Annotated in this window: 28 protein-coding genes; 20 read left to right on the forward strand and 8 right to left on the reverse strand. The window is 60.3% G+C overall.

Going from position 1 to position 23,789, the window contains the following annotated elements; genetic code table 11:
• Window positions 1-54 precede the first annotated feature (54 nt).
• From CUJ91_RS33380 to CUJ91_RS35170, 11 genes are all read left to right on the forward strand, one after another.
• The gene (locus CUJ91_RS33380; protein WP_006050636.1) at window positions 55-1,356 is read left to right on the forward strand and encodes an MFS transporter; all 1,302 of its coding nucleotides are present in this window, start codon (window positions 55-57) and stop codon (window positions 1,354-1,356) included.
• A gap of 81 nt (window positions 1,357-1,437) precedes the next feature.
• Window positions 1,438-2,799: an aspartate aminotransferase family protein gene (locus CUJ91_RS33385; RefSeq protein WP_114158414.1), complete on the forward strand. Its 1,362-nt coding sequence runs from the start codon at window positions 1,438-1,440 to the stop codon at window positions 2,797-2,799.
• A gap of 4 nt (window positions 2,800-2,803) precedes the next feature.
• Entirely contained in the window at window positions 2,804-4,327 is a 1,524-nt protein-coding gene (locus tag CUJ91_RS33390) for an amidase (protein ID WP_114158415.1), read from the forward strand.
• 867 nt (window positions 4,328-5,194) lie between these two features.
• Entirely contained in the window at window positions 5,195-5,413 is a 219-nt protein-coding gene (locus CUJ91_RS33400; RefSeq protein ID WP_107708214.1) for a ribbon-helix-helix protein, CopG family, read from the forward strand.
• Window positions 5,407-5,772, forward strand: a complete 366-nt coding sequence (locus CUJ91_RS33405; protein ID WP_114158416.1) for a type II toxin-antitoxin system VapC family toxin — start codon at window positions 5,407-5,409, stop codon at window positions 5,770-5,772. The genes CUJ91_RS33400 and CUJ91_RS33405 overlap by 7 nt, the downstream gene beginning before the upstream one ends.
• A gap of 7 nt (window positions 5,773-5,779) precedes the next feature.
• Window positions 5,780-6,010 (forward strand): hypothetical protein, encoded by a 231-nt coding sequence (locus CUJ91_RS33410; protein WP_107708210.1) that lies wholly within the window; start codon window positions 5,780-5,782, stop codon window positions 6,008-6,010.
• Window positions 6,011-6,021: 11 nt separating this feature from the next.
• The gene (locus tag CUJ91_RS33415) at window positions 6,022-6,531 is read left to right on the forward strand and encodes a restriction endonuclease (RefSeq protein WP_107708208.1); all 510 of its coding nucleotides are present in this window, start codon (window positions 6,022-6,024) and stop codon (window positions 6,529-6,531) included.
• A gap of 30 nt (window positions 6,532-6,561) precedes the next feature.
• Window positions 6,562-6,747: a hypothetical protein gene (locus CUJ91_RS34075; protein ID WP_132384582.1), complete on the forward strand. Its 186-nt coding sequence runs from the start codon at window positions 6,562-6,564 to the stop codon at window positions 6,745-6,747.
• A 12-nt stretch (window positions 6,748-6,759) separates the two neighbouring features.
• Window positions 6,760-7,047, forward strand: a complete 288-nt coding sequence (locus CUJ91_RS33420) for a hypothetical protein (protein ID WP_114158417.1) — start codon at window positions 6,760-6,762, stop codon at window positions 7,045-7,047.
• 7 nt (window positions 7,048-7,054) lie between these two features.
• Window positions 7,055-7,309, forward strand: a complete 255-nt coding sequence (locus CUJ91_RS33425; protein ID WP_114158418.1) for a hypothetical protein — start codon at window positions 7,055-7,057, stop codon at window positions 7,307-7,309.
• Window positions 7,310-7,321: 12 nt separating this feature from the next.
• Window positions 7,322-8,263 (forward strand): HNH endonuclease signature motif containing protein, encoded by a 942-nt coding sequence (locus tag CUJ91_RS35170; protein ID WP_114158419.1) that lies wholly within the window; start codon window positions 7,322-7,324, stop codon window positions 8,261-8,263.
• Window positions 8,264-8,507: 244 nt separating this feature from the next.
• Here the strand turns inward: CUJ91_RS35170 and CUJ91_RS34245 are convergent, their stop codons facing one another.
• Window positions 8,508-9,089 (reverse strand): hypothetical protein, encoded by a 582-nt coding sequence (locus CUJ91_RS34245; protein ID WP_161966620.1) that lies wholly within the window; start codon window positions 9,087-9,089, stop codon window positions 8,508-8,510.
• Window positions 9,090-9,112: 23 nt separating this feature from the next.
• Between CUJ91_RS34245 and CUJ91_RS33440 the strand changes: the two genes are divergently transcribed.
• The 7 genes from CUJ91_RS33440 (at window position 9,113) to CUJ91_RS33470 (ending at window position 15,081) form a co-directional block, all read left to right on the forward strand.
• Window positions 9,113-9,841 (forward strand): hypothetical protein, encoded by a 729-nt coding sequence (locus tag CUJ91_RS33440; protein ID WP_114158420.1) that lies wholly within the window; start codon window positions 9,113-9,115, stop codon window positions 9,839-9,841.
• Window positions 9,842-10,368: 527 nt separating this feature from the next.
• Window positions 10,369-10,860: a hypothetical protein gene (locus CUJ91_RS33445; RefSeq protein WP_114158421.1), complete on the forward strand. Its 492-nt coding sequence runs from the start codon at window positions 10,369-10,371 to the stop codon at window positions 10,858-10,860.
• Between the two features lie 21 nt (window positions 10,861-10,881).
• Window positions 10,882-11,073 (forward strand): hypothetical protein, encoded by a 192-nt coding sequence (locus CUJ91_RS33450; protein ID WP_114158422.1) that lies wholly within the window; start codon window positions 10,882-10,884, stop codon window positions 11,071-11,073.
• 4 nt (window positions 11,074-11,077) lie between these two features.
• Window positions 11,078-11,308 carry a hypothetical protein gene (locus CUJ91_RS33455; protein ID WP_114158423.1) on the forward strand — a complete coding sequence of 77 codons (231 nt, stop codon included), beginning with the start codon at window positions 11,078-11,080 and terminating at the stop codon, window positions 11,306-11,308.
• A 447-nt stretch (window positions 11,309-11,755) separates the two neighbouring features.
• Window positions 11,756-11,932, forward strand: a complete 177-nt coding sequence (locus tag CUJ91_RS34570) for a hypothetical protein (RefSeq protein ID WP_167450702.1) — start codon at window positions 11,756-11,758, stop codon at window positions 11,930-11,932.
• Window positions 11,933-12,869: 937 nt separating this feature from the next.
• Window positions 12,870-14,417 carry a hypothetical protein gene (locus CUJ91_RS33465; RefSeq protein WP_114158425.1) on the forward strand — a complete coding sequence of 516 codons (1,548 nt, stop codon included), beginning with the start codon at window positions 12,870-12,872 and terminating at the stop codon, window positions 14,415-14,417.
• Window positions 14,418-14,610: 193 nt separating this feature from the next.
• On the forward strand, window positions 14,611-15,081 hold the full coding sequence (locus tag CUJ91_RS33470) for a TMEM175 family protein (RefSeq protein WP_006047407.1): 471 nt from the start codon (window positions 14,611-14,613) through the stop codon (window positions 15,079-15,081).
• Window positions 15,082-15,126: 45 nt separating this feature from the next.
• Here the strand turns inward: CUJ91_RS33470 and CUJ91_RS33475 are convergent, their stop codons facing one another.
• From CUJ91_RS33475 to CUJ91_RS33485, 3 genes are all read right to left on the reverse strand, one after another.
• On the reverse strand, window positions 15,127-15,429 hold the full coding sequence (locus CUJ91_RS33475; protein WP_006047406.1) for an EthD family reductase: 303 nt from the start codon (window positions 15,427-15,429) through the stop codon (window positions 15,127-15,129).
• Window positions 15,430-15,574: 145 nt separating this feature from the next.
• Window positions 15,575-16,327 carry an SDR family oxidoreductase gene (locus CUJ91_RS33480; protein WP_114158426.1) on the reverse strand — a complete coding sequence of 251 codons (753 nt, stop codon included), beginning with the start codon at window positions 16,325-16,327 and terminating at the stop codon, window positions 15,575-15,577.
• 46 nt (window positions 16,328-16,373) lie between these two features.
• Window positions 16,374-17,792: an MFS transporter gene (locus CUJ91_RS33485; RefSeq protein ID WP_006047404.1), complete on the reverse strand. Its 1,419-nt coding sequence runs from the start codon at window positions 17,790-17,792 to the stop codon at window positions 16,374-16,376.
• Window positions 17,793-17,944: 152 nt separating this feature from the next.
• Between CUJ91_RS33485 and CUJ91_RS33490 the strand changes: the two genes are divergently transcribed.
• Window positions 17,945-18,814: a LysR family transcriptional regulator gene (locus tag CUJ91_RS33490; protein WP_114158427.1), complete on the forward strand. Its 870-nt coding sequence runs from the start codon at window positions 17,945-17,947 to the stop codon at window positions 18,812-18,814.
• Window positions 18,815-18,940: 126 nt separating this feature from the next.
• Here CUJ91_RS33490 and CUJ91_RS33495 read toward each other — a convergent pair whose 3' ends face one another.
• From CUJ91_RS33495 to CUJ91_RS33510, 4 genes are all read right to left on the reverse strand, one after another.
• Entirely contained in the window at window positions 18,941-19,384 is a 444-nt protein-coding gene (locus CUJ91_RS33495; RefSeq protein WP_006047402.1) for a VOC family protein, read from the reverse strand.
• Window positions 19,385-19,413: 29 nt separating this feature from the next.
• Entirely contained in the window at window positions 19,414-20,238 is an 825-nt protein-coding gene (locus CUJ91_RS33500) for a TetR/AcrR family transcriptional regulator (protein WP_006047401.1), read from the reverse strand.
• A gap of 88 nt (window positions 20,239-20,326) precedes the next feature.
• Complete coding sequence (locus CUJ91_RS33505) at window positions 20,327-21,238, reverse strand: SMP-30/gluconolactonase/LRE family protein (RefSeq protein ID WP_006047400.1); 912 nt, start codon at window positions 21,236-21,238, stop codon at window positions 20,327-20,329.
• Between the two features lie 50 nt (window positions 21,239-21,288).
• The gene (locus tag CUJ91_RS33510) at window positions 21,289-22,053 is read right to left on the reverse strand and encodes an enoyl-CoA hydratase/isomerase family protein (protein WP_006047399.1); all 765 of its coding nucleotides are present in this window, start codon (window positions 22,051-22,053) and stop codon (window positions 21,289-21,291) included.
• 363 nt (window positions 22,054-22,416) lie between these two features.
• On the opposite strand from CUJ91_RS33510, the gene CUJ91_RS33515 reads away from it, so the two are divergent.
• Complete coding sequence (locus tag CUJ91_RS33515) at window positions 22,417-23,754, forward strand: MFS transporter (protein ID WP_114158428.1); 1,338 nt, start codon at window positions 22,417-22,419, stop codon at window positions 23,752-23,754.
• The last annotated feature ends 35 nt before the right edge of the window (window positions 23,755-23,789 follow it).

Consider the following 23,789-nt stretch of genomic DNA (forward strand, 5'->3'; position numbering starts at 1 on the left):
GCTCGCCACTGCGCCAACGCACTCCTATTTCCAGTCTCTCTGCCGGACGCGATCATGAACAGCAGCTCCTCTCACGCAGCTCCCTTCGATACCACCACGCCCGCTACGCTGCGAGCCGAGCAGCGGCGCGCCATCGGCGCAGGTATGGTCGGCTATATCCTCGAGTGGTTCGATTTCGGGGTGTACGGTTTTCTCGCGGCGATCATCGCGAAGAACTTTTTCCCGTCGACAGACGAATTCACCTCGTTGTTGGCCTCATTCGGGGTGTTCGGCGTGGGCTTCGTCGCGCGGCCCATCGGCAGTGTCGTGCTCGGCCGAATCGCCGACGTGCGCGGCCGCCACATCACGCTCGCCACCACCATGATCCTGATGGCGCTCAGTACTGTTGCGATTGGCTTTCTGCCCACGTACGAGAGCATCGGCATCGGGGCGCCCGTGCTGCTGGTGGCGGCGCGTCTCGTGCAGGGTTTCGCGGCGGGTGGCGAGTGGGGCACGGCAGCGGCGTTTCTGGTGGAGTGGGGCGGCGCGAACCGGCGCGGCTTCTTCGGCGCGTTTCAGCAATCGAGCATCGCAGCGGGCCTGCTGCTGGGCTCGCTCGTCGCGGCCATACTTAGCAGCGCGCTCGATTCGAACGCACTCGCTTCGTGGGGTTGGCGAATTCCGTTCTTTCTCGGCGCATTGCTCGGGCCGGTGGGTATGTACGTGCGCCGTCGCGTGCAGGAGTCGCCGTCGTTCGAGAGCGAGGCGGCGCGCGCTCACACATTGAGCGGCGTGCAATTCGCGAAGTCGCTGTTTCACGCGTTTTCGTTCGTGATTTTCTGGGCCGTGAGTTCGTACATGGTGGCGGTGTATATGCCCACGTTCGCGAACAAGTATGCGCATATCTCGCGCACGCAGGCACTCTGGACCAGCACGGCCTCGCTCGCCACGGTGATGATCGTCGCGCCGCTCATGGGCGCGCTGTCCGACCGCATCGGCCGCAAGCCTGTGCTGCTCGCGAGTTGCGTGTTCTTCGCGCTGCTTTCGTATCCGCTCTATGCGTTCATTGTCTCGGGCATCGGTTTCATGACGTTCTTCTGGACGCAATTGCTCATGAACGTGGTGTTCACGATGTATTCGGGTGCGGGCCCGGCGGCGCTCGCGGAGATGTTCCCGACGCGCGTGCGCTCCACCGGCGTGGCGTTCGGCGGCGCGCTTGCGACCATCCTCGGCGGCTTTTCGCCGTTCCTCACCACATGGACGATCGCCTCGACGGGCGCGAGCGCAAACGCGGGTTGGCTGCTCGCGGGCAGCGCGTTGTTCACGCTTCCCGCGCTGGTTGTGATGAAAGACCGCGCGCGCGAAAAGTCGATTTGATGCGCGCTCCGCTGGGAAATTTACTTGTTCACCGTACAATGAAGTTAAGATCCACCGCTCAACGAAGCAGGAATACACAGAATGACGACGTCGATTCTTCCCGAAACGCAGGTCCACGCGCGCAGCGATGCCGCGACGGTCGGCGAAGCGCTGGCCGCTGCTGCTGCCGCGTTCGCCGCGCGCAACCCGCAAAGCGCGCAGCACTACGAACGCGCGACCGAAGTCATGCCCGGCGGTAACACGCGTTCGGTGTTGTTTTACGAGCCGTTTCCACTGGCAATGGCGAAAGGCGAGGGCTGCCGCCTGTGGGACGCGGACGGTCACGAATACCTCGATTTCATCGCCGAATTCAGCGCGGGTATTTACGGTCACTCGCATCCGCAGATTCGCGCGGCTATCGACGCGGCGCTCGACGACGGCCTGAATCTGAGCGGCCACAATCTGCTCGAATCGCGTCTGGCCAAAGCGGTGTGTGAGCGTTTCGCGTCGCTCGAAACGGTGCGCTTCACGAACTCGGGCACCGAGGCCAACCTGATGATGCTGGCCACCGCGAAAGCCTTCACGCGGCGCAGCAAGGTGATCGTGTTCGTGGGCGGCTATCACGGGGGCGTGCTCACGTTCGGGCGCGGCGCGAATGTTGTCAACGTGCCACACCCGTTTCTCTATGCCGAGTACAACGATCTCGACAGCGTGCGGCGTCTGCTTGACAAAAACGCCAACGAAGTCGCGGCGATTCTCGTCGAACCGATGCAAGGCGCGTCGGGTTGCATCGTCGGTGAACCGGCCTTTTTGCAGGGTTTGCGCGAGCTTTCGAGCGCGCATGGCGCATTGTTGATGTTCGACGAAGTGATGACCTCGCGGCTTGCGCCGGGCGGCTTGCAAGCCGAACTCGGCATCACGCCCGATCTCACGTCGCTTGGCAAGTACATCGGCGGCGGCATGTCGTTCGGCGCGTTCGGCGGCCGCGCCGAAATCATGGCGTTGTTCGATCCGCGCAGGAGCGGCGCGTTGCAGCACGCGGGCACCTTCAACAACAACGTGATGACGATGGCGGCGGGCTGGACCGGCCTCACGCAGATCTTCACGCCCGAGGCCGCGCGTGCGCTCACGGCGCGCGGCGACGCATTGCGCGAAGCGCTGAACTCGCGTTTTGCGGCATCAAACGTTGCGATGCGATTTATCGGCATTGGCTCGTTGATGAATGTGCAGATCACCGGGCGGCCCGTGCGTTCGGTACGCGACATCGACGCCGGGATGAACGAGTTCAAGGACCTGTTGTTCTTCCATCTGATCGAGCAGGGCATTTACATCGCCCGGCGCGGCTATGTGGTGCTGAGTTTGCCTGTGGGCGACGCGGAAATGGCGCGCTTGAAAGCGGCACTCGCGAGTTTCATCGAACGCTACGCACACCTGCTGCCGCGCGACGATAATTCGGATCGCTAGCAAGATGAATATCGTGGAATTGCCCGCGCCCGACTTGCGCAAAATGATCGGCAGCAAGGCCCTTTCGCCGATCGAACTCACCGAGGCGTGCATCGCGCGTATCGAGGCGCTCGATCCCTACGTGAATGCCATGGCGGCCACCGACTTCGACGCCGCTCGCCGCGCGGCGCAAGCGGCGGAAGACGCTGTGATGCGCGGCGTGCCGCTTGGTCTGCTGCATGGTTTGCCCGCAGGCATCAAGGATCTCGAAGCCACGGCGGGCTTGCTCACCACCCACGGCTCGCCGCTGTATCGCGATTTCGTACCAGCCGAGGACAATCTGCTTGTAGCGCGCTTGCGGGCGGCAGGCGCGATCGTCGTCGGCAAGACCAACGTGCCGGAACTGGGCGCGGGCGCGAATACGCGCAACCCCGTGTGGGGCGCAACGGGCAATCCGTTCGATCCGAACCGCAACGCGGGCGGCTCGTCCGGCGGTTCGGCGGCGGCGCTCGCGTGCGACATGCTGCCTGTGTGTACCGGCTCCGACACGGGTGGCTCACTGCGCATTCCGGCGGCGTTGTGTGGCGTAGTGGGCTTTCGGCCGTCGCCGGGGCTCGTGCCGAGTCCACGAAAGCTGCTGGGCTGGACGCCCATTTCCGTGGTCGGGCCGATGGGGCGCAACGTGGCGGAAGCGCGCCTGCAACTCGCGGCCACGGCCGGCCTCGATAGCGGGGATTTGCTCAGCTACGAGGTGGATGCGGGGGCGTTTCTCGCGCCGCGCGAGATCGACTTGAGCCGCCTGCGCGTGGGCTGGACCGAAGATTTCGGCGTGTGCGATGTCGACGACGATATTCGCCGCACGTTCCGCCGCAAGCTCGAGGCCATGCGCGGGATGTTCGCGGTTTGCGAGCCGATCGACGTGGATTTCGCTGATGCACATCGCGCCTTCGACGTGATTCGTGCCGAGAGTTTCGTTGCGGGTCTGCGCGCGGCGTATGAGAACGATCCCGGATCGCTCGGCCCGAATACGCGCGCCAATTACGAGCAGGGCGCGGCGATGACGCTCGCCGATTCGGCCTCGGCGCACGCGGCGCAAACGGCCATCGCGCGCCGCTTTCAGGAGCTATTCGGCCGCCACGACGTGATACTCGCGCCGACCACGCCGGTTTCGCCGTTCCCGTGGACGCAAATGTTCGCGAGCCGCGTAGGCGGTCGTGCGCAGGAAAACTACTATCGATGGCTCGCGCTGACTTATGTGACCACGCTGTGCACGAATCCGGCCGCAAGCTTGCCGTGCGGGAAGGACGAAGCCGGCATGCCGTTCGGGTTGCAGGTCATCGGACCGTTTCGCGGCGATCGGCGTACGCTGGATATCTGCGAGGCGCTGGAAGCGGCGTTTTCGCGATCATCTGAAATGTGCAGGCCTCGCCCCGACCTACAGCGGCTCGCGAACGCGATTATCGCCCCGCCGTTGCGATCAATCGTAGTCGTCGCGCAGGGCGATGGGCGCACTCACGAGAGCCGAACGGGCGGCACTTCGTTGGTCTGAGGAATTGACGAAATTCTCGCGTTGGCGCCTGCCTGCCATGTCGGCGGCCTGCTTACTAGACGGCAGAACTACCGTTGTTGAAAGCCTTCTTCCTTCCGGTTCTTTGGCGAGACACCCAGCTCAGCTGAGTTCCGAACGGCCTTATCTCGCTTGCATCGAGAACTCGAGCGGGGTGAGAGTTTGAGTTTTCTGATGCAAGCAGTTGGCGTCGCGTATCTTGATGTCGCTCACCGTCAACAACACGCCGCATTGCCTGCGGACGATTCAGCTACCCCAGTCGTCAAGCGTGCCGATGATTTCGGGCCAGTTCTCGAAAGCGAACGACCGCTTTTGGAGTGGTGGCGCCGCCTGAATGCCTGTGGTAAGGCGCAGACGATAGTCTCCTTGTGGCCGGTTGGGTGAAGTCGCCAACGGCCGCTTCATGGCGCTCCAGTCCGCAACACGCTGATTCGACTGACTAACCGCTGTGGGTCGTCCGACCGGGGTCGGACCGGCCCGCTGGCAGAGGCGGACGCGGCCCGCTCTATAACCACAACGCAACAACGACTGTCAGCAGCCGCCACGGAAGGGGCATCTCAAATATGAGAGTCATATCGGCCAACCGTGCCCGGGCTTGGATTGTGATATCGGACACTTATAAAACCGGAGCTGGATCACGTCCGGCCCTATCTGGCCGTGTCCGACAGAAAGCTTCGGCAGATGTTTTGCGAAGTACTATGAGTCCCGCGTGTGAGGGTAGGTCCTAAATGCGCGGCTGCGGAACGTGTGACTGTAGAAAAGTCGCCTCCCTGCCGATAAACCGGACACATCGCTTGCGAAAGACTGCCAAAAGATATACGATATGTATATCATGAAACGGAGGTGGTTATGAGTCGTATCCTGGTTGACCTGCCTGAGTCGCAGGTTGACGACCTCGCTGTGATTGTGGAGGCCGAACAGCGGCCCCGCGCAGCTGTCATCCGCGATGCCATTGAGGCGTATATCTCGCAGCGCAAGCGCGCGCTCGGAACAGAAGTATTCGGCCTGTGGAAGAGCCGGAAGACGGATGGCCTTGTGTACCAGCAGGAGCTTCGTTCCGAATGGTGAAGGCGCTCTTCGATACGAACATCCTCATTGACTATCTCAACGGGGTCGGCGCAGCCAAGAAGGAACTGGCGCGCTATGAGTATCGCGCGATCAGCGTGATCACCTGGATGGAAGTGCTGGTCGGAGCATCCGCCGAGGAAGACGCCGCGATCCGCGCATGGCTCGATTCATTCGATGTCATCGCAGTAGACAGTGCGATCGCCAATCGCGCCGTCGAGATTCGCAGGACTAAAAAGATTCGTCTGCCCGATGCCATCGTGTGGGCGTCAGCACAGGTCCGCTCGCTGTTGCTTGTTTCGCGAAATACGAAGGACTTTCCAGCAGACGAGCCGGGTGTCCGCGTGCCGTACAAAATTTAGGAAAATCATGAGCAATACAGACCTCCAACGTAAGCAGCGGTGCGCCAACAGGCTGCATTTCCTCGCCCAGGAGCAGGTGCGCGTTGGACGGCAGATTCAGCAATTGAACTACGTTCCTACGCCCGAGCTAAAGGCCCAAATGGATTCGCTAATCGCTGAGTACGATCGCGCAGTCGCTGACTTCGATGCGGCCAGTGAGACTTGCGATACGCCTGTTTTCGTCGCTATTGGTCGATAAGATTGGAAAACATGGCTAATAACGAAAGTAAGAAAGCACGGCAATATGAAATCGTGGCTGCGGAGTTACTGAACCGGTTTTGTTCGGACTTGGGATTGGCCCGTGTCGAAGGTAAGCAGAACGTTACTGGGCTCCAAAGCGGGACTGACTGGGAGATTGATGCCAAGGGCGTCGCCGAGGACGGTGTCGCCTTTATGGTTGTCGAGTGCAAACGACACACTACTTCTAACTTACCGCAGGCGATTGTCGCGTCGTTGGCATACTCGATACAGGACACCGGCGCCGACGGCGGATTTATCGTAAGTCCGCTGGACTTGCAATCCGGCGCGAAAAAGGTAGCGGCAGCAAGCAACATTGTTCACGTGCAGTTGCGCGCCGACAGCACGCCGCTCGAGTTTGAAATGAAGTTTCTCGATAGGCTGTTCGTTGGATTTCACGATGTCGCAAATCTCTCCATCAGCGAGAGCCTGAGCATAACCATCACACGTGCGGATGGGACAAGCTGGACGGAAGAGTTGTAGCCAGAGAGATGGGAAAATTCTAGGAAAGCGATGAACACTCAAGGTCAAGACCCGGAAGCATTGGAGCGCGAGCTCAAGGCTGTGCTCCGATCTATCGAATCTGCAAAAGTCTCAGTTGCTAACGAACTCGGAAAGGGCGGCAACCTGCCCTATGCATACAGTCAGTTGCAAGACGCAGAACACAAGCTCACCCGTGTGATGCGTACTTTGAAATAGGAAAATAGCCACATGGAAATGGACGCGATCAATCGCCTTCTGGCCGCAGCGCACAACCCGGTGAATGCTTCGCAACGAGCATTGGACATTGGGGCCCGCGCGGCCGACCTTGTGGCAACGACAAGTGCCCTGGTCGAAGAATTGAAACGCGAGACGAATTCTCTCCGCGCATCAGGCGCGGGCGAGAATGACCCGCAAATCATCAAGCTCGCACAAGACTGCGCGTACGTCGAAGCGGTTGTTACCGCAACGTGTAAGGCGTTGACGAAGACGTGGGAACGTATCCACGCTCGCACCTAGGAAAATCATGCAGACAATCATCGTTGTTGGGGCATTCGTAATCTTGACGGCTGCTGTGTTTGTGGTGCTGGGTCGTTCGGTCACACGGATCGGCGTCGAGTCGCACATCGTCACCGGGCAAGACGGCCAAACGCGCGAGGCACGTTCGTTCAATGCGTGGCGCTCGAATACGTTGGCGGGCCGCACGATAGGCAGCGCCTATATCGCAATATGCAGCGCGCGGTTTGACAGGCAAGAGCGCACGGCGAGCCACAATCAGTAATCACGGAAAATAATGAGCGGTTCTCCCAAAGGTGCCTCCCTAGCCGCGCGTCGAAGCGTCAGCGAGGGCGTAAAAGATTCGTGGAAAGATCCTAAAGTTGCGCGCGCGCGTGGCGAACATCATGCCGCCGAAGTCACCGTAGATGGCATCACTAATCAGTACAAAAGCGTCGCCGATGCGGCACGCAGTCTCGGACTCGACGGTCCGGGGGAAACGAGGCATATCCGCTTCCGCGGAGAGTTGAAAGAGCGGCACGCTGCTAGCCCAGGCGCGACTCACGTTTGGACCGGGGACGACGGCAAACAGTATTTTTTCCGCCTGGTCGACATCAAGGCGACGAGCAGAGGTCAGCGTTCCACCAACGCCCATCCGGTCGAAACGGTCTGGGATGTGTGCGGTCGGCATATTGATTTTTCCTTGCCGGAGTTACCACCGTCGGTCAAGGAACAGATTTACAGCGAGTGCGCAGCGCTCGGTGTCGTGCGGGGCACGGCGGTAACGCAAACATCCTCTTTCATCAAATTCAAGGGCGACCGGGAAGCTGCCCAGGCCTACGCTCGCAAATGGCCCTCCAATCAGGCCAAAACCAATAAAACCGAGCCTGACGACGACGATGTTGATGACACCACCTTCGATGATCTTCATGATAACGGCGACATCGGTAGCGACATTGCTGAACAGCACATCCGTACCGTCAAACAGTACAAGCGCCGCATGGACACTCGGAAGGCCGTGCTCGCACGCACCGACCATTGCGAGCGCAATGGCTGCGGTGAAAAGCAGCGCTTTCCAGGCTTCCTGGAAGTCCATCACATTCTCGGCGTCATGAATGGTGACCGTCCGTGGAACTGCGTGGCCATCTGCCCGAACTGCCATTCGGAAGCACATTACAGCCCGCAGAAGGATCAGCTTAATAACGATCTGCTGGAGTACGCATCACGGTTCCGGCGATGAAGCGGCGATTTTCATGCACTGGCTGGTGCGCCGCGTAGTGCTGGATAGTTACACCACAGCTCGCTGGCACAGGACGAAGCAAAGGATGGCAACGCAGTTGAATTGCGCGGTCTTCAAAGACAACGGAAAATTACAGACATATGAATATACCGTCGCGCGTTGATCACGCGCTATTGAATACGCCGTTGCCGGATGCGTTGCTGCGGGCCTGTTCTTCCGGGTCGTCCATTTTGCGCGTCGTATCTCAGCGGTTCACGAGCGGGTCGAGTCCATCGCGGCGGGGTGTCGGCCCGTGGTCGCTGCGCAAGCAAGCTGTCTCGCGCAACAACATCGGGGTCTCACGCGGACGGCGGATGCGATTCGTGTCTTGGGTGATATTGAACCCGACCATCCAGTTCAAAACTGTTGCGCGGTGTCGATGACGTTCAACGTGGACGGGCAGCCCGAGAAAGAACAGTGGGACGTTGGAGCGCTGGCTGGTTCGTTCACCTTTGGGCTCTGCAAAAGTTGCCGGTGTCGAGACCTCACTGGCGAGCGATAAAATGGAAAGACCTTCTGTGGAAAACATGAACCAAGACGCTGACGCGGGCAAACTGCCGGGATGGACACTGTTGCTGTCGCTGTTCGGATGCTTCGTCGCGTTGGCGATCCTCTGGGCATGCCGGGATGGGGGTTTATCGTGGTGGATCGGCGTGCCAACCGCAATCGCGATTGTTGTGGGCGGCGTCTTGTTCGAGCGCGCGATTGAGCGTAACCACGTGGCAACACGCAGAAGCAATGAGTAATCGCACTTCTCGTAATCGAATGGCAAAACGACCCACGCCACGAAAACCACCTCGACCTTCCTCTATGGGAATCCCGCCCTCGACCAGGGTGGATCCACAGCAGAAGCTACCAGACGACGTCAAGGACCGGTTGAGGCGTGCAGAGATCGTCCGGCTCGACGGCGAGGTGATCGGGTTGGAGTGCGGCACGATGTCGGTGAAAACTGAGGGGTCCCCGTATGGGGTTACCAAAGGATTGCTGCGTTCGTTTCGATTTCAGGTGAATGGAACCTCCGTTGTCCTGTATTCGCCGGAAAGTGCCATTCCCTTCTACGCCAAGGTAGGGTTGCCGCTTGCGAATGGCGACAATGTTTGTCTCGCAATTGCGTCCGAAGCGCTGGACGGACAACACCTTGTGTACGGGTTTCGCCGTCCGGCGGACCCGCGCGTTTTCGTTGCATTCGCTGCCGGCTCCCTCGAGTTCCAGCCAGACAGACAGATGTACTACCTGCCGCGCCTCCCGCGATTCTGGGGAAAAAGCAGATGGCGCCAGGTGTTCAGGTTCGGCGTCGCGGCCGTCATGGCCTTTTGCCTTTTCGGATACCTCGCACGTGGTGAGCGGGTCGAGGACGGCTTCTCGACGTACGTGGTGATGAATTCGATCGTCGGAGTTGCCCTGGCAGGTTACTTACTGACTATCGTCTACGGATCGTTGCGCTGGCGACTGAATCTGCCGACACAGCGTCAGCGCAATCTTCTTGCAGTACTGCGTGCGCTTGAGGTTCCCGACAAGAGCACGATTTGCGCGGTGTAAGTCGCTCCCGCCTTGCGATCCCCTACCGGTAGCGGAGATCAAGATCCGTAGCGCGATAGCACAAGCTGCTTTGCAAGGATGGTATGAAAATGCTCGACCGCTAGTTGCGGAAGAACACCACGAGGCAGAGTTCGCACGCCTCAACGAACTTGCGTATGAGCTTCCAGCCGGTACGCGGGCTATTCCATAGAAAAATTGCGCGGCGACTTTCGCGTGCGCGAAACGGGAAAAGCGCTCGCGCCGGTCGCGAGCCCCACAGGAAAACATGAAAATCTTATACGCTGTCTCCTGGTTGTTACCGGTGGAGCATTTTCTCGCGGGTTGCGAGGCAACCACGAAAAAGTTGCTATCGCTGAAGCCTGAGCGTTGAGCAGATTGAGCCACGGAACACCACACCATGCCTAAACAGAAGAGAAAAGACTTTCGCGTCCCTTTTTCGACCGGCTTTCCCGTCACGACACCTCTTGGGGCGTTGAATGTGGAGACTTTCAGCTGGAAACCTACGGGGCTCTGGATAGTCGTCGGCCATGGATGAGGACAGCGTTCGCTACGATGGATGGATGGCCCAAAACCGTGAGCTTGCGCAGAAACTCGGCGAGGCGATTTGGGCGTTTGCTTTGGTCGAGCGGGCCACCTATCGCTACATGAGGAAGCTGTCCAGCGACACGCTCGATGTACTGATGGCCGATCAGTCGATACCCGTGCGCATCCGGGTCATTAAGCAACTGATAGCTCGCTCGGACGGGCCTGAGTCAATGAAACAGCTTGCCTACAAGTGCGTGAAGTCGATCACTGAGCTCGCGGAAGAGCGCAACCTGTTTGCGCACAATCCGTTTCACACGTGGACCGACTTCGATGCTCGTGAGTTTGTGCACGAGATTGAGAAGGTCACAGACCCGTCCAAAGTCAAGTCGCTCGATGATATGGAAGCGTTCACGGAAAAGTCGCTGACACTGGCGGCTGAGTTAGAAGATGCTTTGTCGCACTTGACGTACCAAGCGAAAGGGCGGTCAGCTTAACTAGGAAAACAGGAGCAATCGATGACCAACGAAGTGCAGGACATTGACCAGGCGCGGCGCATCGCTCGTCAGTTTGCCGCTGAACAAGGCGTTAATGAGGTGCGAGCAGAGGCCTACGCGGACGTTTGGTATGAAGCGAGCAAGGACGACGAGGCTTCCACTGAAACCGCATTGCGGGCACACCTGCGCAGGCGCTTCGCGCAATCGGACTAGCCCTATGGAAAACTTGGCAAAGATGGCGCGCGAAGTCTTAGCCGACGGTGAGTATTGGGCGACGTGCCGGGAGCGCAACGAAATCTCGGCCGCGCTCAACGGTCACAGCGCAGTGTTTCCGCAAGCCCGAATGACCGTCGCAAAGGGTCGGGCAGTTTTCTACCGTAACGGGGAAGAAGTCTGGACGTGCAATGCACGGTACGCGGCGGCAAACTTCAACATGCAGAAGGCGTAGGAAAACTGGACTAGCTGAGGACTGAACTAATGGGCGAAGCGTCAACAGGAGCGATTCCGCAACGAGAAAAATCCGGTCGACGATACGGGCTGCTCTGTGTAGTCCTGGGCTGGGGTTTCCTTGTTGGCATGTTCGCCGGGTACTCGTTTCTGGCATACGCCGCTTCGTGGGTTCATTCTCCGTGGGCTAGATATGGATATCTCGCCAGCGATGCACGGAATTGCTTCGCTGCAATGCTGGTAGTGTCCCTACTCTTGAGTGCCATGGCCATCATATTGCGACCTAGGCTGGCTGGACTCGTGTTATTCACCGTCGCCGGAGCGGTCGGCGTATGGGGTGTGTTCATGAATTTGATGACAGCGATGGCCGGAAACGGCTATCCATATTTCGACTTCTGACGGACAAGTCGGAAAACCGCTCGCGCCGGCCGCGCGGCAACAGGAGACAGTGACGGTAAAGGTTGATTTGGCCAACGTGCAGAAGGTGGCTGCGGCGATCAAAAATGAACGCGATCCGCAAGCTCAGCGCGACGCGCTGATGATGCGCGACCGATGGCTTGCGGAAGTAGACGCAGGCTTGCTTGAAATGTCCGCCGAAGCGCGCAAAGCCCTCGAAGACGCATGAGCGCGGGACGAGGGAAAAGCAGAGCGCGGAAGCACGACGGATAACGAACGGAAAACTCTCGTCATTCCCGCCCCGGGGGCGGTACTTGCGGTACCCGATCTACCGCCCGCGGATCTTCCAGCCACTCCAAAAGGGAAGGGCGGTAACTGAAGGTTGGCCGCCCCAGCCAGTTCGTAACCGCCACCCGGACCTCGGGCAGGAAGTCCTCGGGGTCTATAGGAAGCGCTACGACGTACGGCTCGTCGAGGGACAGGCTCGCGCCACAAAGCTTTCCGGCGTCCCAGTACAACACTGCGTCGCTGGTGATGTCTGCGGTTGTGCCGGGGGGCGGTCGCATAGCAGCATGCCGATATCCGCGCAAGCGTTCTGCAGTTCGAGGTCCAGTCCGGCGCTTTTATACTTGCGACGGCCTAACCCTGCGGTCACATCCGCCAGCCTGATGAAAGCAAAAGCTCGCGGACCAAGTTCCTGCTCGTTACAACCGGTGTACGCGCAGTACCCCAGAACGACGGTGCTATGGACATGCCTAGAACGCCCTGATTTGACGGAAAAAACGTTGGCCACCGGATGTCCATAGGAAAATCCGCTGGAAGGCAGGATACGCGCGTTCACGTCCATGGTGTCACGTGGCTCGCTGCCAGCTCCTGCCCGCCGTCAGCCGATGCGGTCTGCACGTGTCCGCCGCCCGCTGATTGGCCGGTTTCCGGGGATCAAATTGCCAGTGGCACTGCCTCAAAGCGGCCAGGAACGGCCGTTCGACAACAGGGCTGAATCGCTGACGATGCAGACTGAATGTCGGCTATCTGGACGCTAGAGGGGTGCTCGTATCTGTCACGTTCTTACTAAAGTATTCGAAAGCATTGACGATAAGCAGATGATGGCGCTGTCCAGAGCTGCGCGCCACGCTCCCTCGCGAACAACAAGAACGCATTGAGCCATGACCACGCTATCGTCCCTGAACCTTGCCGCGCCCCTTGTCCCCACCCCCCGCTCCGATTCCGTGAATCCCGCGGTGGCGGTTGACGGCGATGCGCGACGCATGGTGGCGCTCTCGCCGTCGGCCATCGTCACGGTCCCTTCCGCGAGCAGCATCACGGTGCTCGATACCTATACGCCGGAAGGCACGCTGAGCGCCGCCATGCCGACGGTGAGCTGGGCCAGCGACAACCGCGACGCGGTAACGCTCAGGATGGCAGGGAACTACGCCGCGCAGACGATGGCGGGACGCTTCGCCGGGCTCGGCAGCGCGCTGCTCGATCGCTTCAGGACCACGGGCAGCGATTATTCGCAAACCGTCAGCGTTGGGTCCGCAGGCGTGGGCGGCATTGGACGGTCTTCTCAACAACCCGCCGGCCAGATCGGTTTGACGGTGCGAACGGCGAGCGGCGTGACGGTCGAAATCGCGCTGGGCAGCGAGGACGGCGGCCTTTCGGTCAGCATCAAGAGCAGCGGCGCGCTCAGCGAGAGCGAACGCAATGCGCTGACAAAGCTTTCAGAGGGTTTCCAACAGGCCATCGACGGTCTGGGCGCCGTGCCACCGAAACTCGACCTGAGCGGCCTGACGCAGTCCGACACTTCGGTGCTCGCTTCCGTGAGCTTTGAATACAGCATAACGGGCGCCGGCAATGCGGACGTCTCGGCAAGCTATTCGCAGGACAGCGCGGCGCGCAGCCTGAGCGTCACGAGCGCGGCGGGAACCATGAGCGTGAAGGTCGATACGAGCCATTCGGCACTTTGGGGAACGAACGCGCAACGCGCTGCTTCGGTGGCGAGCTATCTTCAGCAGTTCGACCACGCCAATTCACGCGGGCACGGCAACGCAACGTTGATGTCGATGTTCGAGGACGGATTCGCGCAGATGAACGAGAGCTACGGGACGCCTTCGGCCGAGGTGCTGCCGGGAACGGGCTACGGCCCGGGGCTGCAGCAGTCGGCTCAGGCGATGTTGACGGGACTCGCTGACTTTAGCGCATCGATCACGGACGCGTCGGCGTCGCCCAATCCGATGCGTCCGGGCGAAGTCGACGCATTTTCGTATCAGGTCTCGCAAACGACGCAGCTCGAAGGCTCGCGCTTCGAAGGCAAGATTTCGCAAAGCCAGCAATCGCATCTGGTCGCCAACTACCATCGGGCGCTTACGGGCGGCACCAAACCGGCCCTTACCTCATCGAGGTCCTCGCAGAACTACGATTATGTGCGGATCGACGACTCCGCCGAAAGCACCGTCCAGCTGGCTACGGAACGTGGCGCGCTGGTACACGCCTCGCTGCGTCAGACTTCAGACCGGAGCACACGTCATTTGAAGTACGAACGAGGGGTGCTGACTTCCGATCTGACCACACCGGAAGACACATCCCGTTCAACGGAACTGCTCTCGTTGCTCGAGCCGCTCATTGACAAGGGCGACGCCGCGCGCAATAGCGCCGAATGGCAGCAGGCGCTTTCCCGCGTTCATCGAATGATCTTGCTGAACGCGTCGAAGTAAGGCGGCTCATTCGCGCGCCGGGAAATATGCATGCCGCATTAGCCGGTCATCGGCGATGAACCGCCACTCGACGCCTCGCGTAAAATCGTCAACAATTCGCGAACCGAAAGAAATGGCCGGAAGGACGGTATTGGATGACGAGGGCGTTAGGCTACCTTCATGAAGTTTGGTATTGCCCGGACGATGCTACGTCGTGATTGGGGCGTACTGGCTGCAACACCATTATTCGGGTCGCATTTACGCCAAGAGTGATCACTGGTTCGGCGTGATCAACCTCCTGTTCCTGCTGGCGATCGTCGTCATTCCTTATCCAATCCGCGTCTGGTGCTTCCACCTCGGCACGGGTTTCGAGTCCGCCGCGTCAGTGACCCTTGTTGCCGGTCTTGCCCTGACCGCCTGCACGTGGATGGCGAAGTGGTTCTACGCAATGCCAGGCCGCCGGCTGATGGACGAACGGCTCGCGCCCGATTTCCTCCAGCAGATGACACGTCGCTACGGCGTCGCGACGCTGCTCCAGATCGCTGCAATTCCCGTCGTCATCGCGGCGTCGCGCATCGGAGTGGCCATTGCACTGCTGTGCGTCGCCTTCTTTCTGCTGCCACAGCCCACGCCGCGCTACAAGCCCAGAGAGGAGCCGAGCGAGGCTGAGAAATTGAACAAGTAGCTATTGCGCGAGGTGAATCCAAAAACATTGACGCTGCGATGCCGCTCAGAACGCCATGAACAGACTGCGCAACACGACTTGCGCGTCGGTGAAGTTCTTCACATCGTCCATGACTTGCTGTGTTTTAGGGCTCGCCAGCGCGTCATGGACGCCTTGTTCCGAGGAAAAGGTGTAGACGCCAATGGATTTCCAGCCATCGGCTTCAGCGTAAGGAAAAAACGCCTCCGCAGATTGCATCCCGTACTCTTCCCAGCATGAGCGCGCCAGGTTGAAGTGATCATTCGCGTAGTAATCCCGATCGAACTTCGTGTTGGCGTCGCCGGTGCAGACCACGATCATCTTTGTCATATGCCTTTCTCTCTCCATTACCGTCATAAGGGCAACGTCGCCCGGCCCGCCATCGTTGTAGGGGGAGGGCTTTTCTGGACGCTCTGATAGATTTTGCCGTGGGTGCAACGCCCAGGGAGGTCAGTTGTCCTCTCAGGACATCCACTCAGGCGCTGATGCCGCCATCGACGAGAATGCCGGAACCGGTCACATAAGCGGCACCAGGTCCGGCAAGGAAGGCGACTGACTCGGCAACCTCCCAGGTCTTGCCATAGCGGGCAATTCCCAGGTTCGGAAGAATGGAAGGCGCGAGCGGGCCGTCGGCGGGATTCATGTCGGTGTCGATCGGGCCGGGGCGCACCAGATTGACGGTGATGTCACGAGGGCCCACTTCACGCGCAAGACCGCGGGTGAAGCTCTCCATCGCCGATTTGGTGGCCGAATAGACGGCTATGCCAGGAAACGGGACAGACAGGCCTGCGTTGCTGCCGATAGTGATGATGCGGCCGCCGTTTGGGAGGTGCTTCAGCGCAGCCTGGGTCGCCACGAAGACGCCGCGCACATTGACGTTCAACTGCAGATTCATCTCCTCCAGCGACTGCTCGGAGAAGGGGCCGGCGATGAGGACACCAGCGTTGTTCACCAGGATGTCCAACCCGCCAAGATCGGCGACGGCCTGTTCGACCGCGGTCTGCGTGGCGTCCGGGCTGCCGGCATCGGCCTGGATGGCGACGGCCGTGCGGCCCAGGGCGCGGATTTCAGCGGCGAGCGCCTCGGCCTTTGCGGCCGATTTCTCATAGGTGATCGCGACGTCGGCGCCGTCTTCGGCCAGCTTCAGTGCGATGGCCGCGCCGATGCCACGTGCTGCACCGGTCACAAGCGCGCGCTTGCCGGCGAGAGGAAAGGTGGAACTGTTCATGGCAAGAATTTCTATGTTTGGATAATTTCGTATCGATCTTGATTCTTCATGATTCCCGGAGTCTCCAACTTAGTCCGGCTGCCAGTGCCAGTGACGCGCCTATGGCCAATGAAGCCACCGCAAAGCCCAGCTGCACGTCCTGAGCGCTTGCACCATCAGGCGCGATCGCGATGAATAGACCGCCGAACAAGGCGACGCTTACTGCAGCGCTGATCTGCAACGTAGCGCTTACCAGGCCCGAGGCCAGCCCCGCCCAACGTGTTTCCACATGGTCTACGTTCAGGCGCACTAGCGCAGGAAGGGCGATACCTTGCCCGGCGCCAATCAAAAACAACGGCAACGCAAGCCACGACGACGCACCGGCGAACGCCAGCGCTGCGACCATGATCAGACCGAGCACCTCCAGACCCATGCCAAACGCGGCAGTGCGTGTGCCTATACGCCGGGCGATGTACGGGCTGCACAGTGGACCGAGGAAGAACCCGATGCCGAGCGGCACGATGGCCAAGCCGGCCGTCAACGCGTCGTGACGCAGGCTGGCCTGTTCATACACGGCAAACACCAGGAAGAACGCAGCGAGCGCGTAGAAGAAGAACGTTGACGCCAAGCTTTGTCGCAACTTGCGCACGGCTAGAAGCGAGGGCAGAACGAGAGGAGTTCTGCCGGCGCGCTCCTGTGCCTTTTCATACTGCCAGAAGGCCCATAGCAATGGCATGCTCAGGATCAGCGGCGCTATGCACCACCACGGCCAGCGGTGTTCTTGCCCTTCGATGAGCGGAACCACGAGCGCCAGCAAGCCAACGGCGAGCATCAACGCCCCTGGCACGTCCAGGCGAGGCGAACGCTCGGCTCGGCTTTCACGCAGCAGCATCGTTGCAGCTGGAACGGCAACGATGATGATCGGCAGGTTGATCAAAAATACGCTGCGCCACCCCAGTCCCCACGGACTGGCGGAAACCAGCATTCCCCCCAGCAGCTGACCGCCCACAGAGGCCAGGCCGAATGTCGCGCCGTATAGACTCAACGCGCGATTCTTTTCTCTTTCCGGGAAGATGGCGTGTATCGAGGCCAATGATTGCGGTGCCATGATCGCTGCGGAGATCCCTTGCAGCAGCCGGCCGACGACAAGCATGTCCGACGACGGTGCCAGGCCACACCACGCCGAAGCGACCCCAAAGCCGAGCATGCCAGCGATGAATACGCGCTTCCGGCCATAAAGATCGCCGAGGCGACCGCCCAGGATCAGGGTGACGGCATAGGCCGCGGCGTACACCGAGATCACCAACTGCGAGACATCTGAAGATGCTTGCAGGCCCGTACGTATGGTAGGTAGCGCCACGTTGACGATGAAGAAGTCCAAAGGTGGCAGCAGCGTGCCGGTCAACAGCACTGCCAGGGCGAGCCAGCGCCGGGAGTCGGAGGCTGCTGTCCCAGTGATAACAACCTGCCGGGCTTCGGTATTCATATCTTGAGGTTCCAGATCAGACTGGCTTGGGATTGGCGCGCAGTCGGTTCGCGGGGACATCCGTTTATCGAGCCGTATAGTGCTCCGAACAACATTGTTCGAATACTGACGTCCATGTATATTTGCCGTGCAATTTTGTACGGAGATCGGGCATGGAATGGAACGACGTTCGCATCTTCCTGGCAGTAGCTCGCAGCGGGTCCTTCGGCGAGTCCGCCCGGATGCTGGATGTGAGCCATCCGACAGTGGGTCGGCGAATCAAGGTGCTTGAGGACGAAGCGAAGCAGCCGCTTTTTCGTCGGACAAAGGACGGACTCGTGCTCACGGACGCCGGGGACACCGTGCTCGCGCTGGCGGAATCCATGGAGGATGCCGCGCTGTCCATGGAAAGGCGTCTGAGCGGCAACAACCAACGCCTCGAAGGCATCCTGCGGATCTCATCGGCGGACTGGTTTGCCGGCTATGTACTGGCTCCCGTCCTGGCCGAGTTGACGCGCCGTCATCCCGCTGTCGTGCCGGAAGTGATTGCAAGCTATCGACTACTCGATCTCTCACGTCGTGAGGCGGACGTCGCCTTTCGCATCGTGCCGTTCAGCGAGCCGGATATTGTTCAGCGCCGTCTAATGCGAATTCAATATGGCCTCTTTGCGTCGGCGGCAACCGCACAGGCGTTGCAGGACGATCCGGCATCCGTAGGGCTCATTCTCATGAATACCGCGCAGTCGCACTTTCCCGACGTCAGTTGGGTGCTGGAAAGGTTCCCGCTTTCACGACGAGCCTTCACAAGCACAAATCGAACGGTCCAGGCACAGATGTGCCTGAGAGGGGTAGGTATTGCGGTGCTGCCAAGGCCACTTGGCGATGCAATCTCCGGATTGCATCGCATCGACACGCCCGATCAACCTCCCATGCGGGATTTGTGGGTTGGCTATCATCAGGACCTGCGACACATGGATCGCTTGCGCGCGATGCTGGATATCGCCGAGACGATGCTGTCGGATTCGATGACTGCAGCCCAGTGAGTAAACCGATCACGATGCTGCACTGATAGGTGGCTCAAGCCCGCCGATTATTTGTTGCCGAGTCGGCTGAACGCGTCGACGCGCGAGTACGCCCGCATTTGGGCCAATGAGCTCGTAGGTGAATAACTACGGGTACTGCAGGATGTTGATGATCGTACCGTCGGGGTCTCGAACCATCGTCGACCGTAAGCCGTCTGCAGAGAGAGGCTTGAGTTTCCATTCGAAGACCGCGCCTTCATTCTCGAGGTGAGATGTGACGGCTTCGAGGCTCGATGTGCGAAAAACGATCGCCTTCGCCCCGGTCCGGTCGATGTGCGGCCCCGGCACAATATCCGCGTCCGGATTGCGAACGGTCGTTGCACGCGAAAGAAGTTCGATCCGTATGTCGTCTCTTTCGAGAATCTGGAAATCGGCCTCGAGTGGTTCGATGTAGGTCGAGTATCCTCGACGAAACCCGAAGAGGCGCCCGTACCAGTCTGCGGATCGATTGATGTCAGTCACCGAGACAGCGACGTTATCGAATTCAATCAACTGCTGCGTCGGCAAGCCTGATTTGCTTAGATCAGTCATTCATATTTCTCCACAGGTGGTGCGTCGCGTCACTCGCGACCGCGCACGCTACGAGTCGGTGTGTTTGCGACGGTGCCGGCTTGCGATTTCTTCGTTCGACCACTCGAGAGCTTTGCGACGCGGCCTTCGGGCTCCTTCGATCGTGCGTTCGTGCCGGTTTCGTTCCGCACCAACTCACGTATGCCCGCCGCCGCGAAGCGCACGAGGTCGGAATAGTGCGCCGTCGACTTCCTGGCGCGGTCCCGTGCACCCAGTCGCATCGCCCGGCCATTGAGTGCATGGGCCTGCTGCCGCGCTCCCACCGAAAACAGATACGCCCACACCGCCTGCTCGCGTGCAATGCCAGGCAAGACCGTATGCAGGGCGTCGATGAATCGCTCCGCGATCGGGTCATAGTAGGTTTCGCGAATGCGCCGTGAACGCTCGTCGCTGCCGAGACTGACGGACGCGACGAGTTGCACGTAAAGCGCGAGATTCACCGCATCCTCGCCATGAAAAATTTCCGACAGCGGGGTGAAGGCGATCGTCAGCACGTCTTCGACGGTCGCGGTGCTTTCGCTCGCGAACAGGGCGTCGAGCAGCTTGCCACGGTGCTGATTGATCGCCGACGACCGTCGCTCGAACACGGCCTCGTAGAGCTTGTCCTTGGTCGCGTAGTGATAATGCACGAGCGCCTGCGCGACGCCCGCTTCCTCTGCGATGTTCCGCATGCTCGCGCCGGCGTAGCCGTGCTCACCGAACACCCGTTCGGCCGCATTCAGGATCGCGGAGAGGCGGGTGCCCGGCGCGTGCTCTGGTTCCTGAACACTGTTGCCCGTGCGTGCCGACACCTTCTTTTCGCGTTCTGTCTTCATCCAGGCGACTCCCTCACCGTACTATTCGATCGATCAGTCAGTATATCGCGATCCTCATACGACGCGATATACCAGGCAGCCCACACCGTTATCCGAGAAATTCCGGCTCAGGCAGTCCTTTCACGCCGGGACGTACCGCGAGCACATTGCCCGCGAGCGGTTGCTGCGCGAGTTCCTTCTCGCTCATGCGCCGGCGCGCCGTAGTGATAAAGAGGGTGTCGAGATCGGGACCGCCGAAGCACAGGCTGCTCACGCGTCGCACCGGGAGATTGATGACCATGTCGATTCGTCCGCGCGGGTCGTAGCGCGTGACGCACCAGCCGTCCATGTTCGCGCTCCAGAAGCACCCGTCGGCATCGACGGTCGAGCCGTCGCAGATACCACGTCCGAGCGGAACTTCGGCGAACTTGCGGCGGTTATAGATGGCGCCGTCGACGGAGTCGTAGTCGAACACGTCGATCTGGCAACTGAACGAGTCGGTCATGAACATCAGGCGGTTATCCGGGCTAAAGCTCAGCCCGTTGATGCACGTGATGCCTTCCATGATGAGTTTCGGCTTCAGATCGGGATCCAGCCGGAACAAACGTCCGCGTGGGGTGTAGGCGGCCGCTTCCACGGTGCCCGACCAGTAGCGGCCGTGCCTGTCGCATTTGCCGTCATTGAAACGGTTCTTCGGACGCTCGGCATCGGGACGCGCAACTTCGGTCAGCTCACCGGTTTCGGGCGAGAAGAAGTAGAAGCCCGAGCGCATGCCTACGATCAGGCCGCCTTTGGCGCGCAGGCCGATGCTGCCGATCTCTTCCTGCATCAGCCAGCTCTTCTTGGCGCCGCTAGAAATGTCGAGGCGATGGATCGATTGACCGATCCCGTCCACCCACCAGAGAAGTTGCGTTTTCTCATCCCAGATGATCGACTCGCCGAGCACATCGGGCGTGGAATCGACCACATCGATGACCGAACCTACCATATCGATCGGTCTGGTAATACTGCTGACAGTCATGCTGCCTCCTTGATTTGTGAAGTGATGCAGATAGGAAGAATCGGGCCCGCTCAGGCGGCCACTTCTCTCATGCGGGCGATGCCTTCCAGCGCGAGTCCGTATCCGAGCACGTCGTGCAGTCGTGCTTTCAGTTCCTGGTTCAGGCAGGTGCGTGTATAGCGTCGCACGAGACGCGGCTGCTTGAGCATCAGCCTGGCGAGTTCGCGGGCGCGCGGCAAAAGTTCGGCCGACGGCAGCACTTCGTTCACTAATCCCATTTCGAGCGCCGCGCTGGCGGGAATGCTCTGACCTGTCAGAAGAAAGTAATGGCCGCGCGCGCGACCCATCAGCAGCGGCATGATCAGATGCATGCCGTCGCCCGGCACCATGCCTCCCTGGAAGTGTGCGGTGTCCTGGATCGTCGCGGTGTCGGATGCGAGCACGATGTCTCCGAGCAGCGGGATCTCTGCATGCCGCACGGCCGGGCCGTTGATGACGCTGATCACCGGCGCCTCGATGTTGAGCAGGTTGATGAGCAGATGCTTCGCTTCCCAGTAGATCGGATCGTAGACCGTGGGCGTCATCGAATTGCGGTTCTGATGCATGCCGGGCGCAATGGCCGGTCCGCTGAAGGCATCGCCCGTGCCGGTCATGATCACGACCTCGTTGTCCCGATCGCGTCCTACATCGAGAAAAGCCTGCTCGAACTCGCGATGGGCTGTCAGATTCCATACCAGTGGCTCGCCGTGCGTGTGGAAGTGCATCTCCAGTACGCCATCGGTACGTGTCATGCGGATGGTCTCGAATTTGTCTGAGTACTCGTTGAAGGTGCTCACGGCTCTTTCCTCTGATGAAGGTTGAAAAGTCCCTCTGACGCCTGTCGCAAACGTGTCGCTGTTCGCGAGGCGAGGTGTTCAGCTGCCGATACTACGCCTGACTGATCGATCAGTCAACAAGGGAAAGTCCCCGGCGAAGTCGACCATGTTTCGGGTTGACCGGAAGTTGGCTCGTCGGCTACTGTGCTGACTGTTCGATCGATCAGTTTTCGGCGCGAACGTTCCGCCGCCTTCGGGCGCGCCCCCAAAAAAGAGCAGACGCCGCCGGACCATCTGCGCGCCGACAGGCTCAAGGAGACAGCCTCATGAAACGCTTTCCGTCATTCACGTGCCGTTCCATTCCACTTCATTGAGAGGGTCATCATGTCGCGCAAAATCGCTCTCGATGTACACGCCCCCGCTCAGGTAACGGCCCGGGAAGACGCGCAGCGCGCGCTTTACCTCAAGGTCGCGATGCGGCTCGTGCCGCTTCTGATCGTCTGCTATGTGATCGCGTATCTGGACCGCATCAACGTCGGCTTCGCGAAGCTGCAGATGCAGGACGCGCTCGGCTTCAGCGATGCCGTGTACGGACTAGGCGCGGGAATATTTTTCATCGGCTACTTTCTGTTCGAAGTGCCGAGCAATCTGCTTCTGCAACGCATCGGCGCACGTAAGACCATCACGCGCATCATGGTCCTATGGGGTCTCACCGGCTGCGCAATGGCGACCGTATCGAGCCCGACCGCGTTCTACGTACTGCGCTTTCTGCTCGGCGTGTTCGAGGCGGGCTTTTTTCCCGGCGTCGTCTACTTCCTGAGTCAATGGTTCCCGCGCAACCGTCGCGGGCAGATTCTCGGTCTCTTCATGACCGGATTTCCGATCGCGGGGATGATCGGCGGCCCGGTGTCTGGTTGGGCGATGTCGCGGCTCGCGGGCGTTGCGGGTCTGGCGGGCTGGCAGTGGCTCTATATCGTGGAAGCGGCGCCGGCGGTGCTGCTTGGCATCGTGACCTGGTTCACCCTTTCGGACGACATCGAGCGAGCGAAATGGCTCACCGAACCGGAGCGCGACACCTTGCGCCACGCACTGCGCGACGACGGCCGTGAAGCCGACGCGGAACACGCCGCGCAGTTGCGGCAGGTCATCGCCGACCCGAAGGTGTACGTGATCAGCTTCGCCTATTTCACCTTTATTTGCGGCACTTATGCGCTGAGCTTCTGGGTGCCGACGGTACTGAAGAGCGCAGGCGCGACGAGCGTGGAGCGCATTGGCTGGCTCTCGGCCATTCCGTACGGCATCGCCACGATCGGCATGGTGCTGATCTGCCGCAACTCGGACAGGCTTCTCGAACGTCGCTGGCACGGCGCACTGGCGGCCCTGGCGGGCGCGACCGCACTTTCACTGCTGCCGCTTCTGGCGCATGATCTGACTGCGACCATCGTGCTCCTGACGATCGCATCGACCACGGTGTTCGTCACGATTCCGCTGTTGTGGTCGCTCGCGTCCGACTATTTCGCCGGGTCGCCCGCCGCTGCTCCGGCGATCGCATTCGTCAACAGCCTTGGTCTGCTCGGCGGTTTCGCCAGTCCGTTCGCGATGGGCTGGCTCAAGACGCTGAGCGGCACACTCAACAGCGGACTTTTTCTGATGACGACACTGCTGGCGCTCGGCGCATGCGCGATGCTCTGCGTGCGCGTGGGACGCCAGGCGAGCCGATGAGCAACCAACGAACGGCGAGGTCCGGGCAATCGGGC

Origin of the sequence: Paraburkholderia graminis (assembly GCF_003330785.1) — a bacterium.
Classification (GTDB): domain Bacteria; phylum Pseudomonadota; class Gammaproteobacteria; order Burkholderiales; family Burkholderiaceae; genus Paraburkholderia; species Paraburkholderia graminis.